This window comes from Variovorax sp. GW821-FHT09D07 (genome assembly GCF_059416345.1).
On the sequence record NZ_JBWKOY010000015.1, the window covers coordinates 32,647 to 53,659 of the forward strand.

17 protein-coding genes are annotated in these 21,013 nt (G+C 68.0%); 10 read left to right on the plus strand and 7 right to left on the minus strand.

Annotation, left to right across the window (positions count from 1 at the left end; genetic code table 11):
- The first annotated feature begins 4 nt into the window (after positions 1 to 4).
- From AC07OX_RS30630 to AC07OX_RS30640, 3 genes are all read left to right on the plus strand, one after another.
- On the plus strand, positions 5 to 742 hold the full coding sequence (locus tag AC07OX_RS30630; protein ID WP_070063911.1) for a response regulator: 738 nt from the start codon (positions 5 to 7) through the stop codon (positions 740 to 742).
- A gap of 28 nt (positions 743 to 770) precedes the next feature.
- Positions 771 to 3,416, plus strand: coding sequence for a hybrid sensor histidine kinase/response regulator (locus AC07OX_RS30635; RefSeq protein WP_495263219.1), 2,646 nt, complete (start codon positions 771 to 773; stop codon positions 3,414 to 3,416).
- Between the two features lie 269 nt (positions 3,417 to 3,685).
- Positions 3,686 to 4,729 carry a helix-turn-helix domain-containing protein gene (locus tag AC07OX_RS30640; protein WP_495263218.1) on the plus strand — a complete coding sequence of 348 codons (1,044 nt, stop codon included), beginning with the start codon at positions 3,686 to 3,688 and terminating at the stop codon, positions 4,727 to 4,729.
- On the opposite strand, the gene AC07OX_RS30645 is transcribed toward AC07OX_RS30640, so the two are convergent.
- From AC07OX_RS30645 to AC07OX_RS30665, 5 genes are all read right to left on the minus strand, one after another.
- Positions 4,720 to 5,175: a hypothetical protein gene (locus tag AC07OX_RS30645; RefSeq protein WP_495263217.1), complete on the minus strand. Its 456-nt coding sequence runs from the start codon at positions 5,173 to 5,175 to the stop codon at positions 4,720 to 4,722. The two genes, AC07OX_RS30640 and AC07OX_RS30645, sit on opposite strands and share 10 nt — an antisense overlap.
- A 200-nt stretch (positions 5,176 to 5,375) precedes the next feature.
- Entirely contained in the window at positions 5,376 to 6,380 is a 1,005-nt protein-coding gene (locus AC07OX_RS30650) for a fimbrial protein (RefSeq protein ID WP_495263216.1), read from the minus strand.
- A 166-nt stretch (positions 6,381 to 6,546) separates the two neighbouring features.
- Positions 6,547 to 9,153: a fimbria/pilus outer membrane usher protein gene (locus AC07OX_RS30655; RefSeq protein ID WP_495263215.1), complete on the minus strand. Its 2,607-nt coding sequence runs from the start codon at positions 9,151 to 9,153 to the stop codon at positions 6,547 to 6,549.
- 13 nt (positions 9,154 to 9,166) lie between these two features.
- On the minus strand, positions 9,167 to 9,937 hold the full coding sequence (locus AC07OX_RS30660; protein ID WP_495263214.1) for a fimbrial biogenesis chaperone: 771 nt from the start codon (positions 9,935 to 9,937) through the stop codon (positions 9,167 to 9,169).
- A 65-nt stretch (positions 9,938 to 10,002) separates the two neighbouring features.
- The gene (locus tag AC07OX_RS30665) at positions 10,003 to 10,539 is read right to left on the minus strand and encodes a fimbrial protein (protein ID WP_495263213.1); all 537 of its coding nucleotides are present in this window, start codon (positions 10,537 to 10,539) and stop codon (positions 10,003 to 10,005) included.
- Positions 10,540 to 11,117: 578 nt separating this feature from the next.
- On the opposite strand from AC07OX_RS30665, the gene AC07OX_RS30670 reads away from it, so the two are divergent.
- The 5 genes from AC07OX_RS30670 to AC07OX_RS30690 all read left to right on the plus strand — a co-directional run bounded on the left by AC07OX_RS30670 (position 11,118) and on the right by AC07OX_RS30690 (position 17,330).
- Positions 11,118 to 11,675, plus strand: a complete 558-nt coding sequence (locus AC07OX_RS30670; protein ID WP_095743456.1) for a fimbrial protein — start codon at positions 11,118 to 11,120, stop codon at positions 11,673 to 11,675.
- 220 nt (positions 11,676 to 11,895) lie between these two features.
- Complete coding sequence (locus tag AC07OX_RS30675) at positions 11,896 to 12,681, plus strand: fimbrial biogenesis chaperone (RefSeq protein ID WP_495263212.1); 786 nt, start codon at positions 11,896 to 11,898, stop codon at positions 12,679 to 12,681.
- A gap of 26 nt (positions 12,682 to 12,707) precedes the next feature.
- Complete coding sequence (locus AC07OX_RS30680; RefSeq protein ID WP_495263211.1) at positions 12,708 to 15,374, plus strand: fimbria/pilus outer membrane usher protein; 2,667 nt, start codon at positions 12,708 to 12,710, stop codon at positions 15,372 to 15,374.
- Positions 15,371 to 16,366 carry a fimbrial protein gene (locus tag AC07OX_RS30685; protein ID WP_495263210.1) on the plus strand — a complete coding sequence of 332 codons (996 nt, stop codon included), beginning with the start codon at positions 15,371 to 15,373 and terminating at the stop codon, positions 16,364 to 16,366. The genes AC07OX_RS30680 and AC07OX_RS30685 overlap by 4 nt, the downstream gene beginning before the upstream one ends.
- A 208-nt stretch (positions 16,367 to 16,574) precedes the next feature.
- On the plus strand, positions 16,575 to 17,330 hold the full coding sequence (locus tag AC07OX_RS30690; protein WP_095949443.1) for a winged helix-turn-helix domain-containing protein: 756 nt from the start codon (positions 16,575 to 16,577) through the stop codon (positions 17,328 to 17,330).
- A 132-nt stretch (positions 17,331 to 17,462) separates the two neighbouring features.
- Here AC07OX_RS30690 and AC07OX_RS30695 read toward each other — a convergent pair whose 3' ends face one another.
- Complete coding sequence (locus AC07OX_RS30695) at positions 17,463 to 17,825, minus strand: hypothetical protein (protein WP_492733701.1); 363 nt, start codon at positions 17,823 to 17,825, stop codon at positions 17,463 to 17,465.
- Between the two features lie 148 nt (positions 17,826 to 17,973).
- Between AC07OX_RS30695 and AC07OX_RS30700 the strand changes: the two genes are divergently transcribed.
- On the plus strand, positions 17,974 to 20,232 hold the full coding sequence (locus AC07OX_RS30700; RefSeq protein WP_495263209.1) for a hypothetical protein: 2,259 nt from the start codon (positions 17,974 to 17,976) through the stop codon (positions 20,230 to 20,232).
- Positions 20,229 to 20,666, plus strand: a complete 438-nt coding sequence (locus tag AC07OX_RS30705) for a DUF1810 domain-containing protein (protein WP_495263208.1) — start codon at positions 20,229 to 20,231, stop codon at positions 20,664 to 20,666. The genes AC07OX_RS30700 and AC07OX_RS30705 overlap by 4 nt, the downstream gene beginning before the upstream one ends.
- Here AC07OX_RS30705 and AC07OX_RS30710 read toward each other — a convergent pair whose 3' ends face one another.
- Complete coding sequence (locus AC07OX_RS30710) at positions 20,667 to 20,993, minus strand: hypothetical protein (RefSeq protein ID WP_447740800.1); 327 nt, start codon at positions 20,991 to 20,993, stop codon at positions 20,667 to 20,669.
- Between the last annotated feature and the right edge of the window lie 20 nt (positions 20,994 to 21,013).

Sequence of the window (21,013 nt, forward strand, 5' to 3'; positions counted from 1 at the left end):
CCTCATGCTTGACGTAGTGAAACCCGAAATCCTGGTGGTCGACGACGATCCCGAAGTCTGCGAGACGCTGGTCGACCTGCTGGAGTCGTCGGGCTTTCGCGCACAGGCCGTGCCGGACGGTCTGGCCATGGCAGCCCGCCTCGACCAACGCGCGTTCTCGCTCGTGATCATCGACCTGCGTCTGAAGAAGGAAGACGGCATCGAGCTCGCACGCCAGCTGCGCACGCGCTCGCGCATCCCGATCATCATCCTCACCGGCCAGGGCACGGCCGCCGACCGTATCCTGGGCCTCGAAACCGCCGTCGACGATTTCATCGCCAAGCCCTTCGACAACCGCGAACTGGTCGCGCGCATCCGCGCGCTGCTGCGCCGCTCGGCCGAGACCGGCATGCCGCGTTCGCTGCGCACCGACCGCCTGAGCCACGAGCGCTACCTGTTCGGCCCCTGGACCCTCAACATCACCGCGCGCGAGCTGCTGCACGGCGACGGCACGCCCTGCGACCTGACGCACGGCGAGTTCGCCCTGCTCGAGGTCTTCGTGCTGCATGCGAACCGCGTCATCGACCGCGAGCAGCTGCTGCTCAAGACGCGCAGCGCCCAGTCGGACGCGGTGAGCCGCACGATCGACGTGCTGGTGTCGCGCCTGCGCCGCAAGATCGAAGAAGACCCGGACCATCCGCGCTTCATCTGCACGGAACGCGGCGCGGGCTACCGCTTTGCCGCGAACGTGGTGCGCTGCTGAGACAGCAGCGCCCGCACCCGCAAGCCCCATGCAAGGCTCCCGCACCTCCTCGAACGCGAACGCGCCTGCGCACGGGCGCAAGCGCTCGTGCAGCCTGCGCGGGCGATGGCTCTCCGCGTTCGCCGTACTGGCCATCACCACGCTGGTGCTGGCCGCCGTGGCGATGGTGGCGCTGTTCAACGCCAAGGCCGCGATCCAGGGCTTCGACGAGCGCATCCTGCCGTCGGTGGCGAAGTCGCTCGCGCTGTCGGAACGCGTCACGCACCTGGCGGCGGCAGCGCCGTACGTGGCGGAAATGTCGATATCGGCGCGGCTCAACCAGGAAAAGGCCGATCTGCTGAAGCGACAGGAGGAGGTGCGCGTGCTCGCGGCGCAACTGCCGCCGGCGAGCGGCGCAGCCACCGGTGTGCCGAAGGTGCTCAGCGCCATGCAGGTGGTGCTGGACGATCTGATCGAGTTCAAGCGCCTGGACCTCGCGCTGCGGGAAGAAGGCCGCGGACGCATTCACGCGCTGAGCCAGATGGAGCACCGCATCGCCGATCTGCCCGAGCGTTCCAGGTTCGTTGCAGACCACACGCTGCATCTGCTGCGGGTTGCCTTGTACGCCCACAACACGCTCGACCTGGACGAGGCCGAGCGGGTCTATCTCGCCTACGCCGGCTCAGCCAACGCCTTGCGCATCGATGCGGCGATCCGCGCCCAGATCACCGCGCAGGCCGACAGCATCTTCGCGCTGCGCAGGCAGCACCTCGCGTTGCGCGATCGCAAGACCCTGCTGCTGACCTCCACGCGCGTGCTCTCGGAAGAGCTCACGCGCTCGGTCGACCGCCATGTGGCGGCGCTCAGCGCCGAGGTGTCCTCGCGCGAACATTCGGTGAGCCTGATCGTGCGCTCGGGGCTGATCGCGGTCACGCTCGCGCTGCTGGTCGCGGCCGCCGCGCTGGTGCTCGGGTACTGGAGCCTGCGCGAATCGCTGCGCGACCTCACGCGGGTCACCTCCGCCATCACCGAGCTGTCGCACGGCAATGCCAGCGCGCCGCCCGATGTCTCACGGCGCGACGACGAGGTCGGTGCGCTCGTCGGTGCATTCAACGTGTTCCGCGACAACACGCTGTCGATGCGTCGGATGGGCGCGGACATTTCGGAGCAGCGGCGCCTGTTGCGCACGGTGCTCGACAGCATCGACGACGGCCTGGGTGCATTCGACGCCGAAGGCCGCCTGGTGGCCTGGAACCCGCGCTTCGCCGCGCTGCTGCGCCTGCCCTCGCAGGCGATCCATACCGGCGCGACGCTCGACACGCTGCGCGCGGCGCTGCCGGCGCTGGCCGACGGCCGCCCCGCCGTCGACCTGCTGGGGCCGCCCAATGCGCAGCGGCGGCGCGACGACTACCTGCTCGACAACGGCCAGGTGCTGGCCGTGCGCAACCACCCCATGCCGGCCGGCGGCTTCGTCACGCTGTACAGCGACCAGAGCGAGAGCCGCGCGCTCGAACGGCAGGTGCGGCAGGCGCAGAAGATGGAAGTGCTGGGCCAGCTCACGGGCGGCGTCGCGCACGACTTCAACAACCTGCTGGCGGCGATCTTCAGCAACCTGCAGCTGCTGCAGTCGCGCGACGACCTGTCGCCCGACATGCGCCGGATCGTGGACCGGGCGTTCCGGGCTTCGGAGCGCGGCGCCGTGCTCACGACGCGCCTGCTGGCCTTTGCACGCCGCCAGACGCTGCGCGCCGAAGTGATCGATGTCGACCAGATGCTGGCCGGGTTGCAGGACCTGATCGAGTACTCGCTCGGCCAGGGCATCCGCGTCGAGCTCGACCTGCAGGCCGACGGGGCGTGCGTGCTGGCCGACGGCGGGCAGCTCGAGAACGCGATCCTCAACCTGGCGCTGAACGGGGGCGCGGCCATGCCGCGCGGGGGCGTGCTCACGCTGCACAGCGCGTGGCACGCGGCGGCGGCCGGCACGGTGGCGCATGGCGTGAATGGCGCGCAGGGCAGCCCCGGCCCGGTGGTCGAGATCCGCATCAGCGACACGGGCCACGGCATGCCGCCGCACGTGCTGGAGCACATCTTCGAACCCTTCTTCTCGACCAAGGAGAACGAAGGCAGCGGATTGGGCCTGAGCATCGTCTACGGCTTCGTCAAGCAGTCGGGCGGCGACCTGCGTGTGCGCAGCACCGTCGGCCAGGGCACCGCGTTCACGCTGGTGCTGCCCGAGGCCGCACCGTCGGCTGCGCCGGCTTGCGCACCGCCACCGCCCGCGCTGTCGCTCGAGGCCTTGCAGGTGCTGCTGGTGGACGACGACACCGACGTGCGCGACGCCACCTTCGAATTTTTCAAGGAGCACGGTGCGCGGGTGCAGGCGGTGGCGTCGGCCACCGACGCCACCGCCGCGCTCGAACGCCAGGCCTTCGACCTGGTGCTGTCGGACGTCAGCCTGGGGCCCGGCGGCGACGGCCTGCAACTGATGCGCGACGTGCAGCGCCTCTACCCGCGCACTGCCGTGGTGTTGATCTCGGGACTTCCCTCCGACCTGCTGGCGCACCGCTACGCCGTGCCGCCGCGCACGCGGATCCTGCGCAAGCCCTTCCTCACGGCCGACCTGGTGAGGGCCATTGCGCAGGCCCTGGCCCACCACCGCACCGACGCACCAGCGACCACGGCCCACGCGGCCTGACCGAGTTACCTGAGCGGGCGCCCCCGGGCCGCGGGCCTCCGCATGCGCCGAACACTTGTTTGCATTGCGCGTGTTTCTTTGCGCTTTTGAATTGTTTACTTTTTATTTACAGAGCTACGCCCCAATAGGTCTTGAGCGCCGACCGTTCGCCTGCCGCGAATCCGGACGGCCCGGCAACCGCCACAAGACACACACAAAGGGGAGTGCTCGATGCCAGGACGAGGGACACGCAGGAAGACCGCACGGGGCGCCGCCGCGCCGCATCCGCGATGAGGAGCGCCATCAAGCCGCAAGGCGTGCGCCGCAACCCCGCGCCGGAGATCGAGCACAGCTTCATGCACCATCCGCAGACCGGTCCGGTGCCTTCGGGCCAGCGTGGCTTCCTGCACAGCCTGCAGCACGGCAGCCCGTCACCGCAGGAGCGCTGGCACTGCCATGACGCGTACGAGCTGCACCTGATCGCCGACACGGGAGGCTGGGCCTTCGTCGGCGACCACGTCGGGCGCTTCGAGCCCGGCCACCTGGTGCTCACCGGGCCGCGCTTGCCGCACAACTGGGTGTCGCTCAACCTGCCGTCCGAAGGCGTGGAACTTCGCAGCCTCGCCTTGCAGTTTCCGGACGCGCCGCTGCGCCAGGGCATGCAGGTGTTCGCCGAACTGCAGGAAGCAGCCCCGCTGCTCGAAATGGCCCGCTACGGGATCGAGTTCTTCGGCATCAGCGACGACGTGCGCGAACACCTCGAGCGCCTGCAGCGCAGTGAAGGGCCCGAACGGTTCTCCGAGTTTCTCGGCCTGCTGAGCCTGCTCACGCGCTGCAGGCAGCAGCGCGTGCTCTCGTCGGGCTGGCTGCCGGTCAAGGGCAACGCGGAGACGGTCGCTGGCATCGGCAAGGCCGTCGCGTACATCCGGCAGCACCTCGATCAGCCGCTGTCACTCTCGGAGGTCTGCGCGCAGACAGGCCTGAGCCAGGGCAGTTTCTCGCGGCTGTTCAGCCAGGCCACGGGCGTGCCGTTCACCGATTTCGTGAACCGGCTGCGCGTCGGCAAGGCGTGCCAGCTGCTGATGGAAAGCGACCAGCAGATCTCGAGCATCTGCTACGCCGCCGGGTACAACAACATCGCCAACTTCAACCGACGCTTCCTGGAGATCAAGGGCATGACGCCCAAGGAGTTCCGCCTGCGGATGGCCATGCGCCACAGCCAGAGCCAGACGCTGCCGATCTCGCGGCTCGACATGGCGGGCGTGGGCGTCGGTGCGATGGCCGCCACCGACACGGTTCACGCCAGCGCCGCGATATCGCAGCGTCAGTCGTAGGCGAGCGTCACCAGTGCGGCCGATGGGCCGCCCGCTTGCGGCTGCGCCAACGCAAGCAGTGACAGCGTGCCGCCCTGCTGACCGATCGCATGCCACTGCGCGGGATCGATGGCCTGCGTGCGCCCCCGGCTGTCCACGAAGCGCGCCGACACCGCCTGCGTGCGCGCCATCTCGACCTTCATTCGCGCGCTGGGCCGGTCCACGGTTTCACGGGAAAAGGCCAGCTCGGCCTGACGTTCGCCCGTCGATGCCGCCGTCATCCGCTGCGGCTGTTGTCGTTGATGTTGCTGGGGTTGCACCAGGGCCACCTGGTAGGGCGCGGCGACGATGGCGCCGGTGAAATGAATGGTGCCGTCCCCGGCGTGGCTGCCAAGCGCCAGCCCGCCCAGCCAGGAAATGCCAACCATCGCTGCCAGCCGACGAAGAGAAACCGTGCGTCGTTCCATGGGTGCTCCCTCCTTGCCATCTGCCGTCGAAGCGGCACGTTCAAGAGCGCCTTGGGCAAGGCGAAGGAGCCATGTTAAGCGTGCAATGTGACGCGTTTCTCAGTGCATTCACTCCACCTGACGGCGCTGTCTGCGTGCAAGATGGCGGGTTGTGCCGAGGGCGTGCGGACCGGATGCGCAAGGGGCGCGTTAAGGGCCTGCTACTGGTAGTTCAACGTGAATGTCATCACGGCATTGGCAGTACCGGGCCCGACCACTGCTCCGGTCTGGTAGTAGGCGGCCTGCAGCTTGACGGAATGGGTGCTACCCGAAGTAACGTTGTAGCCCGTCAGAGGATAGTTCTTTCCGAACTGTAGGACTGCGGACGCTGCGTCCTTCAGTTGCACGCCGATCCCCGAGGCGGTCGCCCCCGGAGACAACGCGATCACACCGTTGGATGGCACCAACACACCAGCGGGCGCAGCAAATTGATATCCGATGTTCAGCGGCCGTGAGATGCCGCCGACGGTGACCAGCATGCCCGAAGGGCACGTGACCGTGATCGCGAACGCCTTCGCGGGCCCCGTGGCTCCAATCCTGCTGAAGGCCGAGCTCTTGTGTGATCCCAGGGCAACGGCCACATCCTGCACAGTGCAGGTCGGAGGGCCTTGGATGACAGTGGGTCCCACGGTCACTCCCCATGCTCCCTTGCTGAGAACGCCATTGATGCTGTACCTCGATTCCAGCATCGACGCGGAGGGAGTGACGGTGCCACCGCTGATCGGGCCGGTTTTCACATACTGCATGCGCAGGCCAATCCCCAGCGTGGTCTTGGTCGACGACGCCAGCCCGCACTGGAACCAGACGCCGTATTCAGGCGCCGACTGGACCGTTCCTGCAACGCCTGCCGAAGGCAATCCACCGGGATCCAGTACACCACTCATGCAAGCAAGCCCTTGCACTGAAAGGCCGATGGCAAATGCGACGCCGACCCCTGGAACATTGGTTTCGAAGACACTGACCGCTGCCCCCGAGTAACTGGTCTGAATGCCTGACTTGGACAGTCCTGCGACCCTGATTGCTGCGCCGAAAACGGCATTCCCGGTGCACTCATACATGGAAGTCGTCGCTGAAGACAGGCCTCGCCAATCCATCAGGATCCCGCCAACCGGCAGGTCACGAGGCACAGCGATCGTGGCTGGCACAACAAGTATCTGATTGGCCATCGGAGCACATTTCGTTTGCGCAAGGGTCATCGAAGGCACCCCCAGCAAGCACATGACGAGACACACCAGTGCCGCGCGCATGATGCGACTGCCCGATCTCGATAGCCATCCCTTGCAGTTCATCGCGTGTCCTTGTTTGTCCGTTGTCTTGAGGCAGGCTCGCCCCTCACTGGGCGCACTGAGCGTCCACCGCCTGCCACGGCGACGCAGGGGCATCGGTCGGCGCCGCGCCCGACAGAAGCGGCAAGCTGCAGCGCTGCCCCTTCTCCTCGCCCCACGCCAGTTCGTACTGCGCGGCGTCGGCGATCACGCTGCGCAGCAAGAGCCGCCCGTCCTGCGCCACCGTGCCGACCTCCTGCCCCGCCGTGTCCGTCACCCGCGCACCGAACGGCACCGGCGTGCCGTCGGCCAGGGTGACGCGCACGAGCACCGAGCGCCCGCCGCCCGAGGTCTCGAACTTCAGCTTGACCACGGCGCCCGCCGTGGGTGCGACGCGCTGCGTGCTCGACTTCAGCTCCACGCTCATCGGCAGGCCCTTGGGATCGAGCTCGACTTCGTTGCTCGCAAAGGGCGCGAGGTTCGACACCACGGCCTGCCCTCCTGGCCCGACACGCAACCCGCTTGCATTGGCGACGCGAGCGCCGTTCGCGCCCGTCGCCTCGACGATGGCGAGTGTTTCGCCCATCGCAGGCGCGAGCACCACGCCACCGCCGTGGGCCACCACACCGCCCGACACGCCCACGCCCAGCTGCGAATAGCCTTCGCCGGCCGATGCGCTGCCGCGCCAGGTGGCGACGGGCGAGACATGGGCCACCGTGGCGCCGCCGCCGGTGCGTGACGACGTCGACACCCCGTCGCCCCCGCGGCTGTGGCTCGCGTTGAGGCTGTAGCTCCACGCGTTGTCTTCGCCGAACACGCCGCCTGCGGAGGTGCGCATGTCGATCGCGCCGCTGGAATCGCGCTGCACGCTCGACGTGGTGTAGACCTCGCGCGACCCGGCGTCCAGCGGAATGCCGAAGGTCAACATGACCGTGTTGTTCCAGCGCTTGCGCAAGGGGTCGAACTGCCGGGCGGCCGAGAGCCCGAGGTTCACGCGACCGAAGCTCTTGCTGTAGCCGGCCTGGAACTGCGTGTCCCGGCCCTCGCGGTTCCAGTAGTCCTGGGTCGAGCCACTCAGGTAGAACGACCCCATGTTGCCCGGCAGGTTCTGGTTGAGCATGAGCTGAAGGCGGCCGCGCAGGTGGCCGCCCGGCAGGCCGCTGCCGTCGCCGCGCGAGGGCCCCGGGGCCTCGCCCAGCGCCACGGCTTCGCGCAGGCCCAGGTAGCCCTTGCTCGAATAGCGGTAGGCCGCAAGCGTGACGTGGGTGTCGGTGGGCGCCAGGATCTTGGTGTAGGCCAGCCGCACGCTGTGGCCGCTTCGGCGCTCCTGCCCGGGCAGGCTGGCCGCGGTGCCGGTCAGGTCGACGCCGAAGGCACCCCAGCTGGTGTTGAGCGCAGCCCCACCCACCAGGGCGCGATAGCCGCGTGCAACCAGCACGCCGCCGTAGCCCGTGAGCATGTTCGTGAAGCCATGCTGCACCGTGCCCTGGAACAACGCGCGCCGGCTGTGCAGTTGTGAATCGCGCAACTGGCCCGCCGTCACGCGATAGCGCGTGATGCCGGGACGCAGCGCGTTCACCGCGGCGGCATAGGGCACCTTCGACACCTGCACGCTGCCGTCGGCTTCGGTGACTTCGACGTCGAGGTCACCGCCGTAGCCCGTGGGGTACAGGTCGTCGATCACGAAGGCGCCGGCCGCCACCGTGGTCTCGCGCAGCAGGTTGCCGTTCTGCCTGACGCGCACCACCGCATTGCCGCGAGCGATGCCGGTGATGCGCGGCGCATAGCCGCGCTGAGACTCCGGCACCATGCGGTCGTCGGTAGCCAGCTGCACACCGCGAAAGCCGAAGCTGTCGAACAGCGCGCCCTCGGTGAAGGCGTCGCCCACCACCAGCTGGCTGCCCCAGGGCTCGACGGCGCGCTGCACGTAGGTCTGCGTGCCCTGGTAGTGGGTGCCGCGCGCCGAGCCGGTCGTGAGGCTGCCGTGGTGCCGCAGCCGCCAGGGGCCGATGTTGCCGCCCGCCACCAGGCCCACGTAGCCCTGGCTGTCCGAGCGTCCTGCGGTCTTCGAGCGGTAGTAGTTGGCGTCGTACTGCAGCAAGGCGGCGGGCACGCCGTCGTCCCATTGGCTCGGGTCCACATGGCCGCGCGCCTGGCGCCGAAGCGCCGCCTGCGGCACGCCGATGTCGAGCCGCTGTTCGCCGTTGTCGAAGAACGCGGTCGCGTCGGGCACCAGCTGGGCCAGCGCCACGCAATCACGTGGCGAAGGAACGGCACCAGGCAACAGAGCCACGGCTTCGGGCGACAGCCGTTGCAGATCGATGCCCACACGCTCGAGCAGATCGCGGTCGAAGCAGGTCGCAACATCGCCGCTGCGCGCGCCCACGGCTTTCAGCGTGACAGTGCTGCGCCCGAGCCAGACCTGGTTGACGTAGAGGTCGGCGCGATAGCGCCCCGCCTCAGCGGGGTTGCCCTTGTTGTAGCGGCTCAGGTCCAGCGGCACGCCGTTGCCCAGCCGCAGGAAGTCTTCGTTGAAACGCACTTCCGCAGGCTGCGTCGCGGCGGGCGGCGTGTCGGCCCTGACCTGCGTGCCGGCCGCCATCGCCAGAAGCGCCGCCACCGCGCAGGGGGACAACCGCCGCACGGTCCGCACGGCGTTCTTCGAGGCCTTCATGCGTCGCCATCCGCTAGCGTGCGGCGCCCTTGGGGAGCACGGCGTTGCCTTGCACGGCGCCGCCGTAGTCGTTCAGCGTCTGATAGCGAAGCTGGAGGTCTGCGGCCGCACGGCCATCGAACGAACCCTTCAGCGGGAGCTCCCTGGTTTCGCCCGGCGCCACCATCACGCCATCGTCGAACCCTGCGCGCTTGCCGTCGCCTTCGAGTTCCACCGAGACGAGGTTCAGGTGATAGGGCGTCGGGTTGCGCACCTCGAGCGCCGGCGCGCCCTCGCGCCCGACCAGCCGCCAGATCGCCTGGGCCGGAGCCCCTTCGGCCTTGCCCGCCAGCCCGGGCGGACGGAAGAACAGCTTGATCCGCGAACGGAACGCCAGCTGCAGCTTGTTCGCGTCGGCCATGGCCCCCTCGGGACGGGGTGGCACTTCGAGCATGTTGAGCCAGAACACCGACTCGCGGTCGGAAGGCAGCGGTTCCCCCGTGTAGGCGATGCGCAGAGTCTGGCTGCGCGTGGGATCGATGCGGGACACCGGCGGCGTGACCAGGAACGGCGCGCCCTTCGCGGCAGGGCCGGCTTCGGCATTGCCGTCGTCGGTCCAGACCTGCACCAGGGCGGGCGACGCCCCCTCGTTCGAAAGCCTCAGCGTGACCTCGGTTTCCTTCGCGGGGTAGATGACGCGGGTGGCGGCAATCACCACCGCCGCCTGCACCCCGCCACACAGGACGAGCGCGCCGACGGCCGCCGTCACGGTCCGCATCGCAGCCGATGCATGCGCAGTCTTCATGGGTTCTCCCGAAGCGGTCATTCCGGATGCGGGCAGCCACTGGCCGCGGCCACCCGCGCAACCCGTCACTGGTAGGCGATCGAATACACGACGCTCGTCGTGACCTTGCCGACGGTGGCAGCGCCGCCGCTGGCCACATACTCGGCGGTGTAGCGCAGCGAGGCCGCGCCGTTGACGATGTCGGCGGCCCTGGAGTTCTGCGCCGACAGCGCCAGGCCGAGCTTGATCGCGCTGGCGTCGTCTGCGTTGCTCAGGCCGACCTGCACATTGGTGGCCCCACCCGGGGCGGGAATGAGGCGGCCGGTCGTGCTGTCCACGGTGGCACCCGGTTCGAACTGGACCTGCACCTTGGCGGGTGTGGCGGCGCAGCCGGTCAGGTCGATGCTGAACGGCGTCTTGCCGGCCGTCTTGCCGGTCGCGCTGAGCGTGCTGGCGGCGACGGTCGGCAAGGTCACGATGATGTCTTTGTTGCCGCCGTTGATCACGCAGGTCTGGCCCGTGATCTCGCCATTGAAAGAGATGCTCCCGTCCGCCGCCGAGGCGGATTGCGAGAGGGCGAGTGCGCCAGTGAAAGCAACGGCGGCAATGAAATGGGTACGCATATCGAGTGAACTCCTGAAGACGTGGGTTTGGATGTTGTGCGCGCGGGGTTTGTCTTCGGAGGCCCTGTCACGCCGGTGCTCCTGCGCCGGTCGCGTGGGAGTCAGGTCAATTTATGAACGACATGTGTCCCGCAGGCATACGCGTTTGGAGTCGCGTGATATTCCAATGACCTGCGGACATTCAAAGGTGAACTAAATCACTCGAAAATTAACCGTTTGGCCAAGAGCTGTTGCCGCCGGCCCGGCTCAAGCGGACCTTTGCAAAGACTCGGCTGACGGAGTGATCTGCATTTTCAATTAACAATTTGGACGCAATTTCTTGAGCGCCGACAACCCTCAATCGGCGATCTTCCTTTAAGTCACCATATTCATTCGCCTACGTGCGGTGAGTTTTTCAGCCTCACCGATCTGTATTTCACATGAAATATGTCACCATTTCTTCACAAGAACGAACAACCAAACACAACCAAAGTTAATCACTGAAAACTCCGCATTTCATCGAGAAGATTTAAGAAATAGACTCCGCCCGCCTTACAAAGGCAAAGCGTTATTCATTCTTAAAAATTCAGGGAAATCAAATGCAAAAGGGTAGTTTTTTCAAGGCTGCAGCAGTCGCGGTCACCGTGGTTCTCTCTCAAGGCGCGCTGGCCGCCGACGGCACCGTGAACTTCACCGGCGAGATCGTCGACACGCTGTGCTCGATCGCACCGAGCAGCCAGAACCTGACCGTGCCGCTGGGCAAGGTGTCGCGCACCGTGTTCGACGGCGCCACCGCCGGCACCGCGGTCGTTGGCAAGAAGGCCACGCCCGCCAGGTTCAACATCGACTTGCTGGGTTGCGGCGCCACCGCCAAGGGCGCGACCGTGACCTTCAGCGGCACCGCCGACCTCGATGACGCCAGCAACCTGCGCCTGGCCAACGCCGGGCAGGTCGGCGTCGGTGCCGCCAGCGGCGTCGCCATCGAACTCGGCGATTCCGCCGGCACCAAGCTCCCGCTGGGCTCGCCGTCGGCGGTCTACATCCTGGGCCAGGGCGACAACGCACTCAAGTTCCAGGCTGCGTACGTCGCCACCCGCTCGGCCGTCACGGCGGGTCCGGCCAACTCGGTCGCGCAGTTCACGATCGCCTACAAGTAATCGCCGCATCCGCGGTCCTCGCACGCCGACCGAAGCCCTTCGCATCGCGTCGGCGCGATACCGCCCCGGCCTCACGGCACCACCGCCCGATCGACACACGGCGGCAGGTGCCACCTCCCGTTTTCTTTTCTTGCCCGCACGCCGGGCGCACTGCGTGGTGCGCCGGCACGGTCGGGTGCGCGCGGTTCATGTGTCGGAAACGCGCCGAGGAATTTCTTCTATGTGCAGCAAGAACCGCTTCCGATGGACCCTTGCCGTCCTGCTGGCGCTGTGCCTTCCGTGGCCGGCCGGTGCGGGCATCACGCTCAGTGGCACGCGCGTGATCCTCGGCGAGAAGGACCGCGAGGCCTCCATCCCGGTGAAGAACACCAGCACCTCGCCCTACGTGGTCCAGACCTGGATCGACGCCGGCGAAGGCCAGAACAAGACCCCGCTGCTCGTCACGCCGCCGCTGTCGCGGCTCGATCCGGGCATGGAGAACATCCTGCGCATCATGCGCGTGGCCGGCAACCTGCCGGCCGACCGCGAGTCGGTGTTCTGGCTCAACGTCAAGGAGATCCCCGAGCGCTCGAAGGAGGAGAACGTGCTCCAGATCGCGGTGCGCAGCCGCATCAAGCTGTTCTACCGGCCGGGGCGGCTGGCGGGCAAGCCGGAAGAGTCGCGCGCGCAATTGCAGTGGGTGGTGAGCCCCGGCCCCGAGGGGCGCGGTGCGGTGCTGCGGGTCGCCAATCCGTCGGCCTACCACGTGACGTTCACGGCGCTGGACATCAACGACGGCCAGCAGAAGATCAACGCGGACATGGTGCCGCCCTTCGGCGAAGCCAGCTACCCGCTGACCGCCGTGAAGATGCCCGAAGCGATCCGGGTCAGCTTCACCACACTCAACGACTACGGCGGCGAGACGCCCCGGGAGCAGGTCCGCGTTCCCCAGGGCACCACGCCCGTGGCGGTGAAGGCCGAACTGCTGCCGCCGCCCGCCGCCCCGGCGGACGGCAGCAAGCAGTGATGACCCCGCGTCCGGGACGAATCGCCATGCATCACTCCTGCGTCTTTCGCGCGCCGGTTCGATCGGCACTCCACGCCGCGATGCTGGGTGCGCTCGGCATGCTGAGCGTGCCCGCGCTCGCACAGCAACCCGCGCCACGGCCGCCGTCGGGCGGTGCCGACTTCAATGCGGAATTTCTCAGCATCGGCGGCGACCAGCCGCACGCAGACCTGTCCCTGTTCTCCACGGGCAATCGCGTGCTGCCCGGGACGTACCTCGTCGATGTCTCGCTCAACGAGCGCAGCACCGGCCAGACCGACATCCGCTTCGCCGCGGTGGAAGGCCAGCTCGACGCCACCCCTTGCCTCACTCGCGGCATGTTCGACACGTGGGGCCTGAACGTGCCGGTGTTTCCCGGCCTGGCGAACCTCCCGGACGACGCCTGCGTCGACCTGGCCTCCGCCATTCCCGAATCCGCCGTCACCTACGACGGCGGCAAGCAGCGCCTGACGCTCAGCATTCCGCAAGCGGCCTTGAAGCGGTCGGCACGCGGGGCCGTCGACCCCGAAAAATGGGACCGCGGCATCACCGCCGCGATGCTGGACTACCAGCTGAACTTCGCGCGCTACAGCGGCAACAGCACGCGCGACACCGCGCCAATGCCGACGGCGCCGCAGAACATCTTCGACGGCAATCCGTTCGCCGACAGCGCGCGCAAGCCGCAGCGCAACACGCTCTTCGCCGGACTGCGCGCGGGCTTCAATGTCGGCGACTGGCGCTTTCGCCATTTCTCGACCTACAACCGCGGCCTCGACGGCCACAGCCGCTGGCAAAGCGTGAGCACGTATGCGCAACGCGACCTGGCATCGATCAACGCCTACCTGCGCATCGGCGACGGCAACACGCCCGGCAACTTCTTCGACAGCCTGCCGTTCCGGGGCGTGCAGCTGGCCTCCGACGACGCGATGCTGCCCGACAGCCAGCAGGGCTACGCCCCCACCATCCGCGGCGTCGCCCAGACCAACGCGCGGGTCACGGTGCGCCAGAACGGCTACATCATCTACAGCACCTACGTCGCGCCCGGCCCGTTCGTCATCGACGACCTCTACCCCACCTCGTCGAGCGGCGACCTCGAAGTGAGCATCGCCGAGGCCGACGGCCGGCAGACGCGCTACACGCAGGCCTTCTCAGCCGTGCCCACGCTGCTGCGCGAAGGCACGTGGCGCTTCTCGGCCGCCGTCGGCAGGTACCGCAATGGCGAAGGCGTGGAGACCTCGCCGACCACGCCCGCGGCGGCACGACCGGCCTTCCTGCAAGCCACGCTGGCGCGCGGGCTGGGCAACGAGCTCTCGCTGTACGGCGGGCTGATGGGGGCGAACATGTACCAGTCGCTGCTCGTCGGGGTTGGCAAGAACCTGCGTGATTTCGGCGCCGTCTCGGTCGACCTGACCCACGCGCGAACCACCGATCGCACGCCCCTGAACGGCGCGTCGGTCTACAACGGGCAGTCGCTGCGTTTCCTGTATTCGAAATCCTTCCTGGACGCCGGCACCAGCTTTCGCGTGGCGGGCTACCGCTATTCGACCAGCGGCTACCGCACCTTCCAGGAGGCGGTGCAGATGCAGGACCTGCAGCCGCAGGAGTCGTTCCACAGCCGGCGCAACGAGCTGCGCTTCGAGCTCTCGCAGCAGCTCGGCGAGTGGGGATCGGTGTACGCCTCGGCGCGCCAGCAGAGCTACTGGGGCACCTCCGCCCAGGACCGGCTGGTGCAGGTCGGCTACTCGGGCAGCTACAGGCAGTTCGGCTACAGCCTCTTCTACAACCACAGCACCAGCCTGAACCGTGCGCCGAACCGGCAGATCATGTTCACGCTGACCATCCCCCTGGGCGACACGCGCGCCCACGCGCAGTACGCCGCCACGCGGGAGATCGGCGGACGACTGGTGCAGCAGGCGAGCGTCTACGGCGCGGCGTTCGACGACAGTCGCCTGACCTACAACCTGACCGCGGCGCATGCCAACCAGGGTGGCGACAGCAGCGGCAGCGCAAGCGCCAGCTACCTCTCGCCCGTGGGCCGCTTCGACCTCGGGCATTCGCGCGGCCCGGGCTACGGACAGATCACGGCGGGCGTGGCCGGCGGCCTGCTGGCGCATGCGGGTGGCGTGACGCTGTCGCAACCGCTGGGCGAGACCGTGGCCTTGGTGCAGGCACCGAAGGCGCAGGGCGTCGGCCTCGAATCGCGTCCGGGCGTGAGCACCGATTGGGCGGGCGACGCCGTCATTCCCAACCTCAGCCCGTACCGGCTCAACCGCGTCGCGCTTCGCACCGGCGACCTGGGTGACACCGTGGAAGTCAAGAACGCCGCCATGGACGTGGTGCCCACGCGCGGCGCCGTGGTGGCCGCGCGGTTCGAGACCTCGGTGGGCTACCGGCTGCTGATCACGCTGACCAACGGCAAGGGACGCGCACTGCCGCTGGGCGCTCGGATCGAGAACGAGAGCGGCCAGGAAGTCGGCGTTGTCGGACCGGACGGCCAGGCCTTCGTCACGGGCGCGGGCGACAGCGGCCAGCTCACGGTGCGCTGGGGCCAGGACGCGGCGAACCAGTGCAACGTGCCCTACCGCCTGCCGGTCGATCCCAGCCCCCCGCCCATCCGCGAACTGACCGCGCAATGCCAGCCGACAGACAGCGCGCCACCGAAGGGAATGAAATGAGCAGACGCCCCCTGTTGAATGCCTGCACGGCCGCCTCGGCCCTGGGCCTGCTGCTGTGCGCCTCGCCAGTGCTGGCCGAGTGCTACGTGACCAAGGGCTACGTGGAAAAAATCGTCAACATGAACATCGGCCGCGTCGTCATTCCCAACGACGCCACCGTGGGCACGGTGTTCAAGCAGCAGTTCTTTCCCCTGCCCCTTTCCGGCACGACCGACAAGCCATGGACCTGCAAGAAAGGCGGCGTCGTGAAAGGCGTGATGCTGCAGGGCACCCCCGTGCCAGGCTACGACCACGTGTTCACCACCAGTGTCCCCGGGGTGGGCATCCGCCTGTCGCGCTACTTCGACCAAAGCTCGGTCTCCTACTATCCGCACGAGCGCTCGACCACCGACGACTTCGGCGATTTCAACGCGGCGTCCCGCTTTCAGGTGGAACTGTTCAAGACCGCGCCCGTCACCGGCAACGGCCCGCTCGCGCAGGGCACCTACACCCAGTACTACAGCGTCGCCGACACGCAGTCGGTTCTCACGACGAACCTGCTGGGCGAAGGCATCACCATCATCACGCCCTCGTGTTCGGTCGACCTGGGCTCGCGCAACATCCTGGTGCAATTCGGCAAGGTGCCCAAGGACGGCTTCAAGGGCCGCGGCAGCACCACGGCCGAACGCAAGTTCAGCATCAAGCTCAACTGCAAGGCGGGACAGAACGCGCAGAACACGGTGTACCTGCGCATGGACGCGGCACAAGACCCGTCGAACGAACTAGGCGTGCTGCGACCCACGCGAGGCACGCCGAACCTGGCGACCGGCGTGGGCATCCAGGTGATCGACGCGAAGAACGTGCCCGTGAAGTTCGGGGAAGAAGCGCTGGTCGGCACCTCGATGAACGGCGACTACGTACTGAACTACACCGCGCGCTACTTCCAGACCGGCAACCAGGTGACGCCGGGCCGGGCCGACGGCACCGCCACGTTCAGCATCGAATACAAGTAAGAGCCCATGGAGAGGCTCGCTCCGTACCAAGAAGCGGGCAAGGAAGGATCACCCAGCGGCAGGATCGGATCAAGAAAAGCACACCCCCTGACCAGAATCAAGATTCTTCGCGCACCGCGGAGGCAGCTTCGGCGCCTTGCAAGCAGGTTCAAGGTCGCTGGCTGATTCCGCTGTGAGTTACCGCCGTCTTTTGGAATCGACCCATCCCATGACCCTCGAGGGAAAACTGTCCCTGGCCCTGCTGGACAACAGCAGCTCGCGCAGCACCTTGCTCCAGGAGCGCCTGCGCACCATGGGTCACCGGCCCGTGATGTTCAGCACCATCGGAGAGCTGCTGTCCACCTTGAGCCGCGGCAGCCGCTTCGACCTGCTGCTGGCCGCACCCGATGCCATGGGCAGCGAGAGCCTGCTCACGGTGTGCTGGGTACTGGGCATGCCCGCGCTGCCCATCACCGCGCAGGGCGAACCCGACGTGGTCGCGCTGCCCTCTTATTTCGACGACATGCCCCTGCTGGGCAGCGGCACCAACTTCGACTTGCGTCGCATCTCGAACGAGGCGCTGGTGCAGCACATGCACACGCTCTACACGGAGCAGGACACGAGCGCCGCCACGCGCCAGGCCCCCTCCACGGACCGCTGGACCTGGGGCGAGTACCGCTTCGTGGACGGCAACAACACCGTGCTGCACCGCGACCGCGAAATCGCGCTCCAGCCGCGGCAGTTCTCCTTCGCACTCGAGCTGTTCCGCAACCTCGGCAACGTGCTGACACGCTCCTGGCTCATGAGTTCGGTGTGGAAGCTCCCGCCCGAACGCCCCGTCACGCGCTCGCTCGACGCCTGCGCCACGAACGTGCGGCGCAAGCTGTCGCTGCAGCGCGAAAACGGGTACGTGCTGCGCGCGGTCTACGGGCAGGGCTACCAGCTGGTGCCTGTCTCGTCGCCTGCGCCGTCGTATCGCATGTGAGATCCAGGGTGCGACGGCACCCTCGCGCATCAAGAGAAAAAAGCGACCGCTTCGGACGGTCGCTTTTCTTTTGGGGATGCAACTTCTTGCGGGTCGGAGGTCTGCGACAGAAGTCGCAAGCCCCCCAAACGCTCAGGACCGCGGTGCCCCACCCTCGCGCTGCCGCATGCGCCACTCCCCGACGAAGTAGTCGGCGCGAAACTTCAACCGCTCGATCACGGCCTCGCGGGTCGGCTGCTGCGCAATCACCAGCACGCACCGCGGCTCGTTGCCCTCGCGAAGTTCCGCCTTGCCCGAACAGGCGCCTTCGGCGGATTGCTGCAGTTCGAACCAGCAACTCCACCCTTCGGGCAGATCGAGATCGATGCGTGTGGCGGTCATGGCGACCGCAGGATAAGTCGGCGCGGCGCATCCGCTCAATACCCTGGCATTGACCCTGCTGGCCATGGGTGGGATGCCGCGGTCGTCGGTCGCGATGTCGGCGTCGACCGACATCGCTGCGCGCCGTCTGTCCTCACGACCGCCCCGTCGCGCGATCTAGGCTGACGCCCACGAATTGAAGGCGCTGCGTCGTGCATGACGCACGCAGCCCCCTCTTCAAACACTCCCGATCCCGCACGACCATCCCAAGGACATCAGCCCGTTGACGACCGCCACCGCCCCCGTTCCCGCCGACCTTCCCGGCACCCACTCGCCAGGCCCGACACCGCACCGCTGGCAGTTCATCCGTGCGGGCGGCGTGGACCAGGTGGTGTTCCGCAGCGGCGAGGACATCGCACGCATCGCCGAGCTCGACCAGAAACTGTGGGTCGCACTCGCCTGCCCCACGCGCGGCATCGACTTCGATGCTCGCACGCTCGACCTCATCGACACCGACGGCGACGGTCGCGTGCGACCGCCCGAGGTCATCGCGGCCTGCCAGTGGGCCTGCGAGCGGCTGCGCAGCGCCGACGTGCTGCTCGCGGGCGGCGGCACGCTGTCGCTGGACGACCTCGACGACGCGCGTGCGCCAGGTGCCGATCTCGCGAAGGAAGGCCGGCGCATCCTCGACCTGCTCGGCAAGCAGGACACGCACACGCTGACCCTCGCCGACATCGCCGATCGCGGCGAATGGCTGGCCGCGATGCGCTTCAACGGCGACGGCGTGGTCACGCCGGCCACGGCCGGCACCGACGACGCGCTGCGCGCCACCATCGAGGACGCGATGCGCACGCACGGCAGCACGCCCGACCGGCACGAACAGACGCCCGGCCTCGATCGCGCACGCGCCGAAGCCTTCATGGCCGAGGCGCAAGCGGTCCGCGACTGGCATGCGCAGGGCGACACAGAGGCGCTGCTCCCGCTGGGCGCACGCACGCTGGCTGCGGCCGAGGCCTTGCGCGCGGTCACGGCGAAGGTCGACGACTTCTTCGCGCGCTGCCGCGTGGCCGCCTACGACGTGCAGGCGGTGGCGGCGCTCAACCCCTCGCCCGAGGCCTACGACGCGCTCGCGGGGCACACCTTCGATGCGAGCGTGCAGCCGGTGGCCGAGTTGCCGCTGGCGCCGGTCACGCCCCATCGCGCATTGCCACTGAGCGGTGCGAGCCTCAATCCCGCCTGGGCCGAGGCCATGGCCGCGTTCGCGCGCGATGCGGTGGCGCCGCTGCTCGGCGAACGCGACACACTCGAAGAAGCCCAGTGGCAAGCGCTGCGCGAGCGGCTCGCGCCTTGCGACGCGTGGATCGCCGCACGCCCTGACAACGCGCTCGCGGGCCTGCCGCGCGAACGCATCGACGCCCTGCTCGCGACACGCGATGCGTTGCTCGCGCTCATTGCCGAAGACAAGGCCGCCGAGCACCACAACCGCCTGCTGACCGACCTCGAAAAGCTGCTGCGGCTGCAGCGCGACCTGCGCGTGCTGTTGCACAACTTCGTGTCGTTCAGGGCGTTCTACCGGCGCGAGGGCGCGATCTTCCAGGCGGGCACGCTCTACCTCGACGGGCGCAGCTGCGAGCTCACGGTGCAGGTGCAGGACACCGCGCGCCACGCCGCGCTGGCCGGCCTGGCCAAGACCTGCCTCGCGTACTGCGACTGCACGCGCCAGGGAGAAAAGATGAGCATCGTCGCCGCCTTCACGGCCGGCGACGTCGACTTCCTTTTCGCCGGGCGCAACGGCGTGTTCTACGACCGCCAGGGCCGCGACTGGGACGCCACCGTCACCAAGCTGATCGAGAACCCCACGAGCGTCGCGCAGGCCTTCTTCACGCCGTACAAGAAATTCGTGCGGTTGATCGAAGAGCAGGTGGCGAAACGCGCGGCCGCCAGCGAGGCCGGCTCGCAGAGCGCGTTGCAGACGCTGGCCGGACGCGTCGCCACCGCAGACCAACCGACCGACGCAGCGGCCTCGTCAACGAAGACGCCGGCCAAGCCCGGGCCGATCCTGCCCACCGCCAGCCGCATCGACGTCGGCACCGTGGCCGCCATCGGCGTGGCGCTGGGCAGCCTCAGTGCAGTGCTGGTCGGCATCTTCGGCAAGTTCGTCGACCTGGGGCAATGGATACCAGTGGCGCTCGTCGGCATCGTGATCGCGATCTCGGGACCGAGCATGCTGATCGCGTGGCTGAAGCTGCGCCAGCGCAGCCTGGGGCCGATCCTCGACGCGAGCGGATGGGCCATCAACGGGCGCATGAAGGTCAACGTGCGCCTGGGCGGCATGCTGTCGCAGACGGCACGCGTGCCGCCGGGCGCCCAGCGCATCGCGCCCGATCCATACCGCCAGCGGCACGGCCTCGCGGGCGCGCTGGCCGTCACCTGCGTGGTCGGCGCGGTGCTGCTGCTGGCCTGGCGCATGGACTGGCTCGACCCTCGGTTGCCGCCGCGGTTGCAGCATGATCGGGCGACCGCAACCACACCGGGCGCATGACACACATGACCATCGACTGGTACCTCGAACGCTTCGTGGCGGCGCAAGAGCCCGTCTACGCACAGGTCTGCGCGGAACTCGCGGCGGGACGCAAGCGCACGCACTGGATGTGGTTCGTGTTTCCGCAACTGAAGGCGCTGGGCCGCAGTGCGACCGCGCAGTTCTTCGGCCTCGACGGTATCGCCGAGGCGGCGGCGTACTGGCAGCACGCCGTGCTCGGTGAGCGACTGCGCCACTGCGCGGAGCTGGTGCGCGCCCTGCCCGGCAGCGATGCGCACCAGGTCTTCGGCTCGCCGGACGACCTCAAGCTGCGCTCCTGCATGACGCTGTTCGAGATCGTGGCGCCTGAAGCCCCCGTGTTCGGCGATGTGCTGGCGCAGTACTTCAACGGTTCGCGGGACGACGCGACGATCGCGCTCATCCGAGCTGCGTGATCAGAATCGGCCCTGGCCGTCGCCCGTGCGGTCATGCGCCCAGCGAATGGCTTGCTGCTCGGCGTGGCGCAGCGCCTCGGCTTCGCTGCCGTACGCGACGTTGTCCGTGTCGGACGGCAGGCGCTGCTCCGCGCCTTCGACGTCGCCGCCCCCATAGGCGCGGCAGAAGACCACCGGCCTGAAGGTCTGATCGTCCACCTGCTGCGCGGCGCACGAAAACCACCAGCCGAGGTAGCTGAAGGTGAGAAGGCGCTCGCCGACGCCGTCCGCAACTTCCGTCACGGACGGCGCACCGGGCATGGCGGGCGCGTGGCTGTCACCGGTCATGGAGGAAGGCATCCCGAGGT

Excerpts from the sequence above, each read along its gene's own strand:
- AC07OX_RS30630 (WP_070063911.1), top strand. The coding sequence starts at position 5 with ATGCTTGACGTAGTGAAACCCGAAATCCTGGTGGTCGACGACGATCCC.
- AC07OX_RS30635 (WP_495263219.1), top strand. The coding sequence starts at position 771 with ATGCAAGGCTCCCGCACCTCCTCGAACGCGAACGCGCCTGCGCACGGG.
- AC07OX_RS30640 (WP_495263218.1), top strand. The coding sequence starts at position 3,686 with ATGAGGAGCGCCATCAAGCCGCAAGGCGTGCGCCGCAACCCCGCGCCG.
- AC07OX_RS30645 (WP_495263217.1), bottom strand. The coding sequence starts at position 5,175 with ATGGAACGACGCACGGTTTCTCTTCGTCGGCTGGCAGCGATGGTTGGC.
- AC07OX_RS30650 (WP_495263216.1), bottom strand. The coding sequence starts at position 6,380 with ATGGCCAATCAGATACTTGTTGTGCCAGCCACGATCGCTGTGCCTCGT.
- AC07OX_RS30655 (WP_495263215.1), bottom strand. The coding sequence starts at position 9,153 with ATGAAGGCCTCGAAGAACGCCGTGCGGACCGTGCGGCGGTTGTCCCCC.
- AC07OX_RS30660 (WP_495263214.1), bottom strand. The coding sequence starts at position 9,937 with ATGAAGACTGCGCATGCATCGGCTGCGATGCGGACCGTGACGGCGGCC.
- AC07OX_RS30665 (WP_495263213.1), bottom strand. The coding sequence starts at position 10,539 with ATGCGTACCCATTTCATTGCCGCCGTTGCTTTCACTGGCGCACTCGCC.
- AC07OX_RS30670 (WP_095743456.1), top strand. The coding sequence starts at position 11,118 with ATGCAAAAGGGTAGTTTTTTCAAGGCTGCAGCAGTCGCGGTCACCGTG.
- AC07OX_RS30675 (WP_495263212.1), top strand. The coding sequence starts at position 11,896 with ATGTGCAGCAAGAACCGCTTCCGATGGACCCTTGCCGTCCTGCTGGCG.
- AC07OX_RS30680 (WP_495263211.1), top strand. The coding sequence starts at position 12,708 with ATGCATCACTCCTGCGTCTTTCGCGCGCCGGTTCGATCGGCACTCCAC.
- AC07OX_RS30685 (WP_495263210.1), top strand. The coding sequence starts at position 15,371 with ATGAGCAGACGCCCCCTGTTGAATGCCTGCACGGCCGCCTCGGCCCTG.
- AC07OX_RS30690 (WP_095949443.1), top strand. The coding sequence starts at position 16,575 with ATGACCCTCGAGGGAAAACTGTCCCTGGCCCTGCTGGACAACAGCAGC.
- AC07OX_RS30695 (WP_492733701.1), bottom strand. The coding sequence starts at position 17,825 with ATGTCGGTCGACGCCGACATCGCGACCGACGACCGCGGCATCCCACCC.
- AC07OX_RS30705 (WP_495263208.1), top strand. The coding sequence starts at position 20,229 with ATGACACACATGACCATCGACTGGTACCTCGAACGCTTCGTGGCGGCG.
- AC07OX_RS30710 (WP_447740800.1), bottom strand. The coding sequence starts at position 20,993 with ATGACCGGTGACAGCCACGCGCCCGCCATGCCCGGTGCGCCGTCCGTG.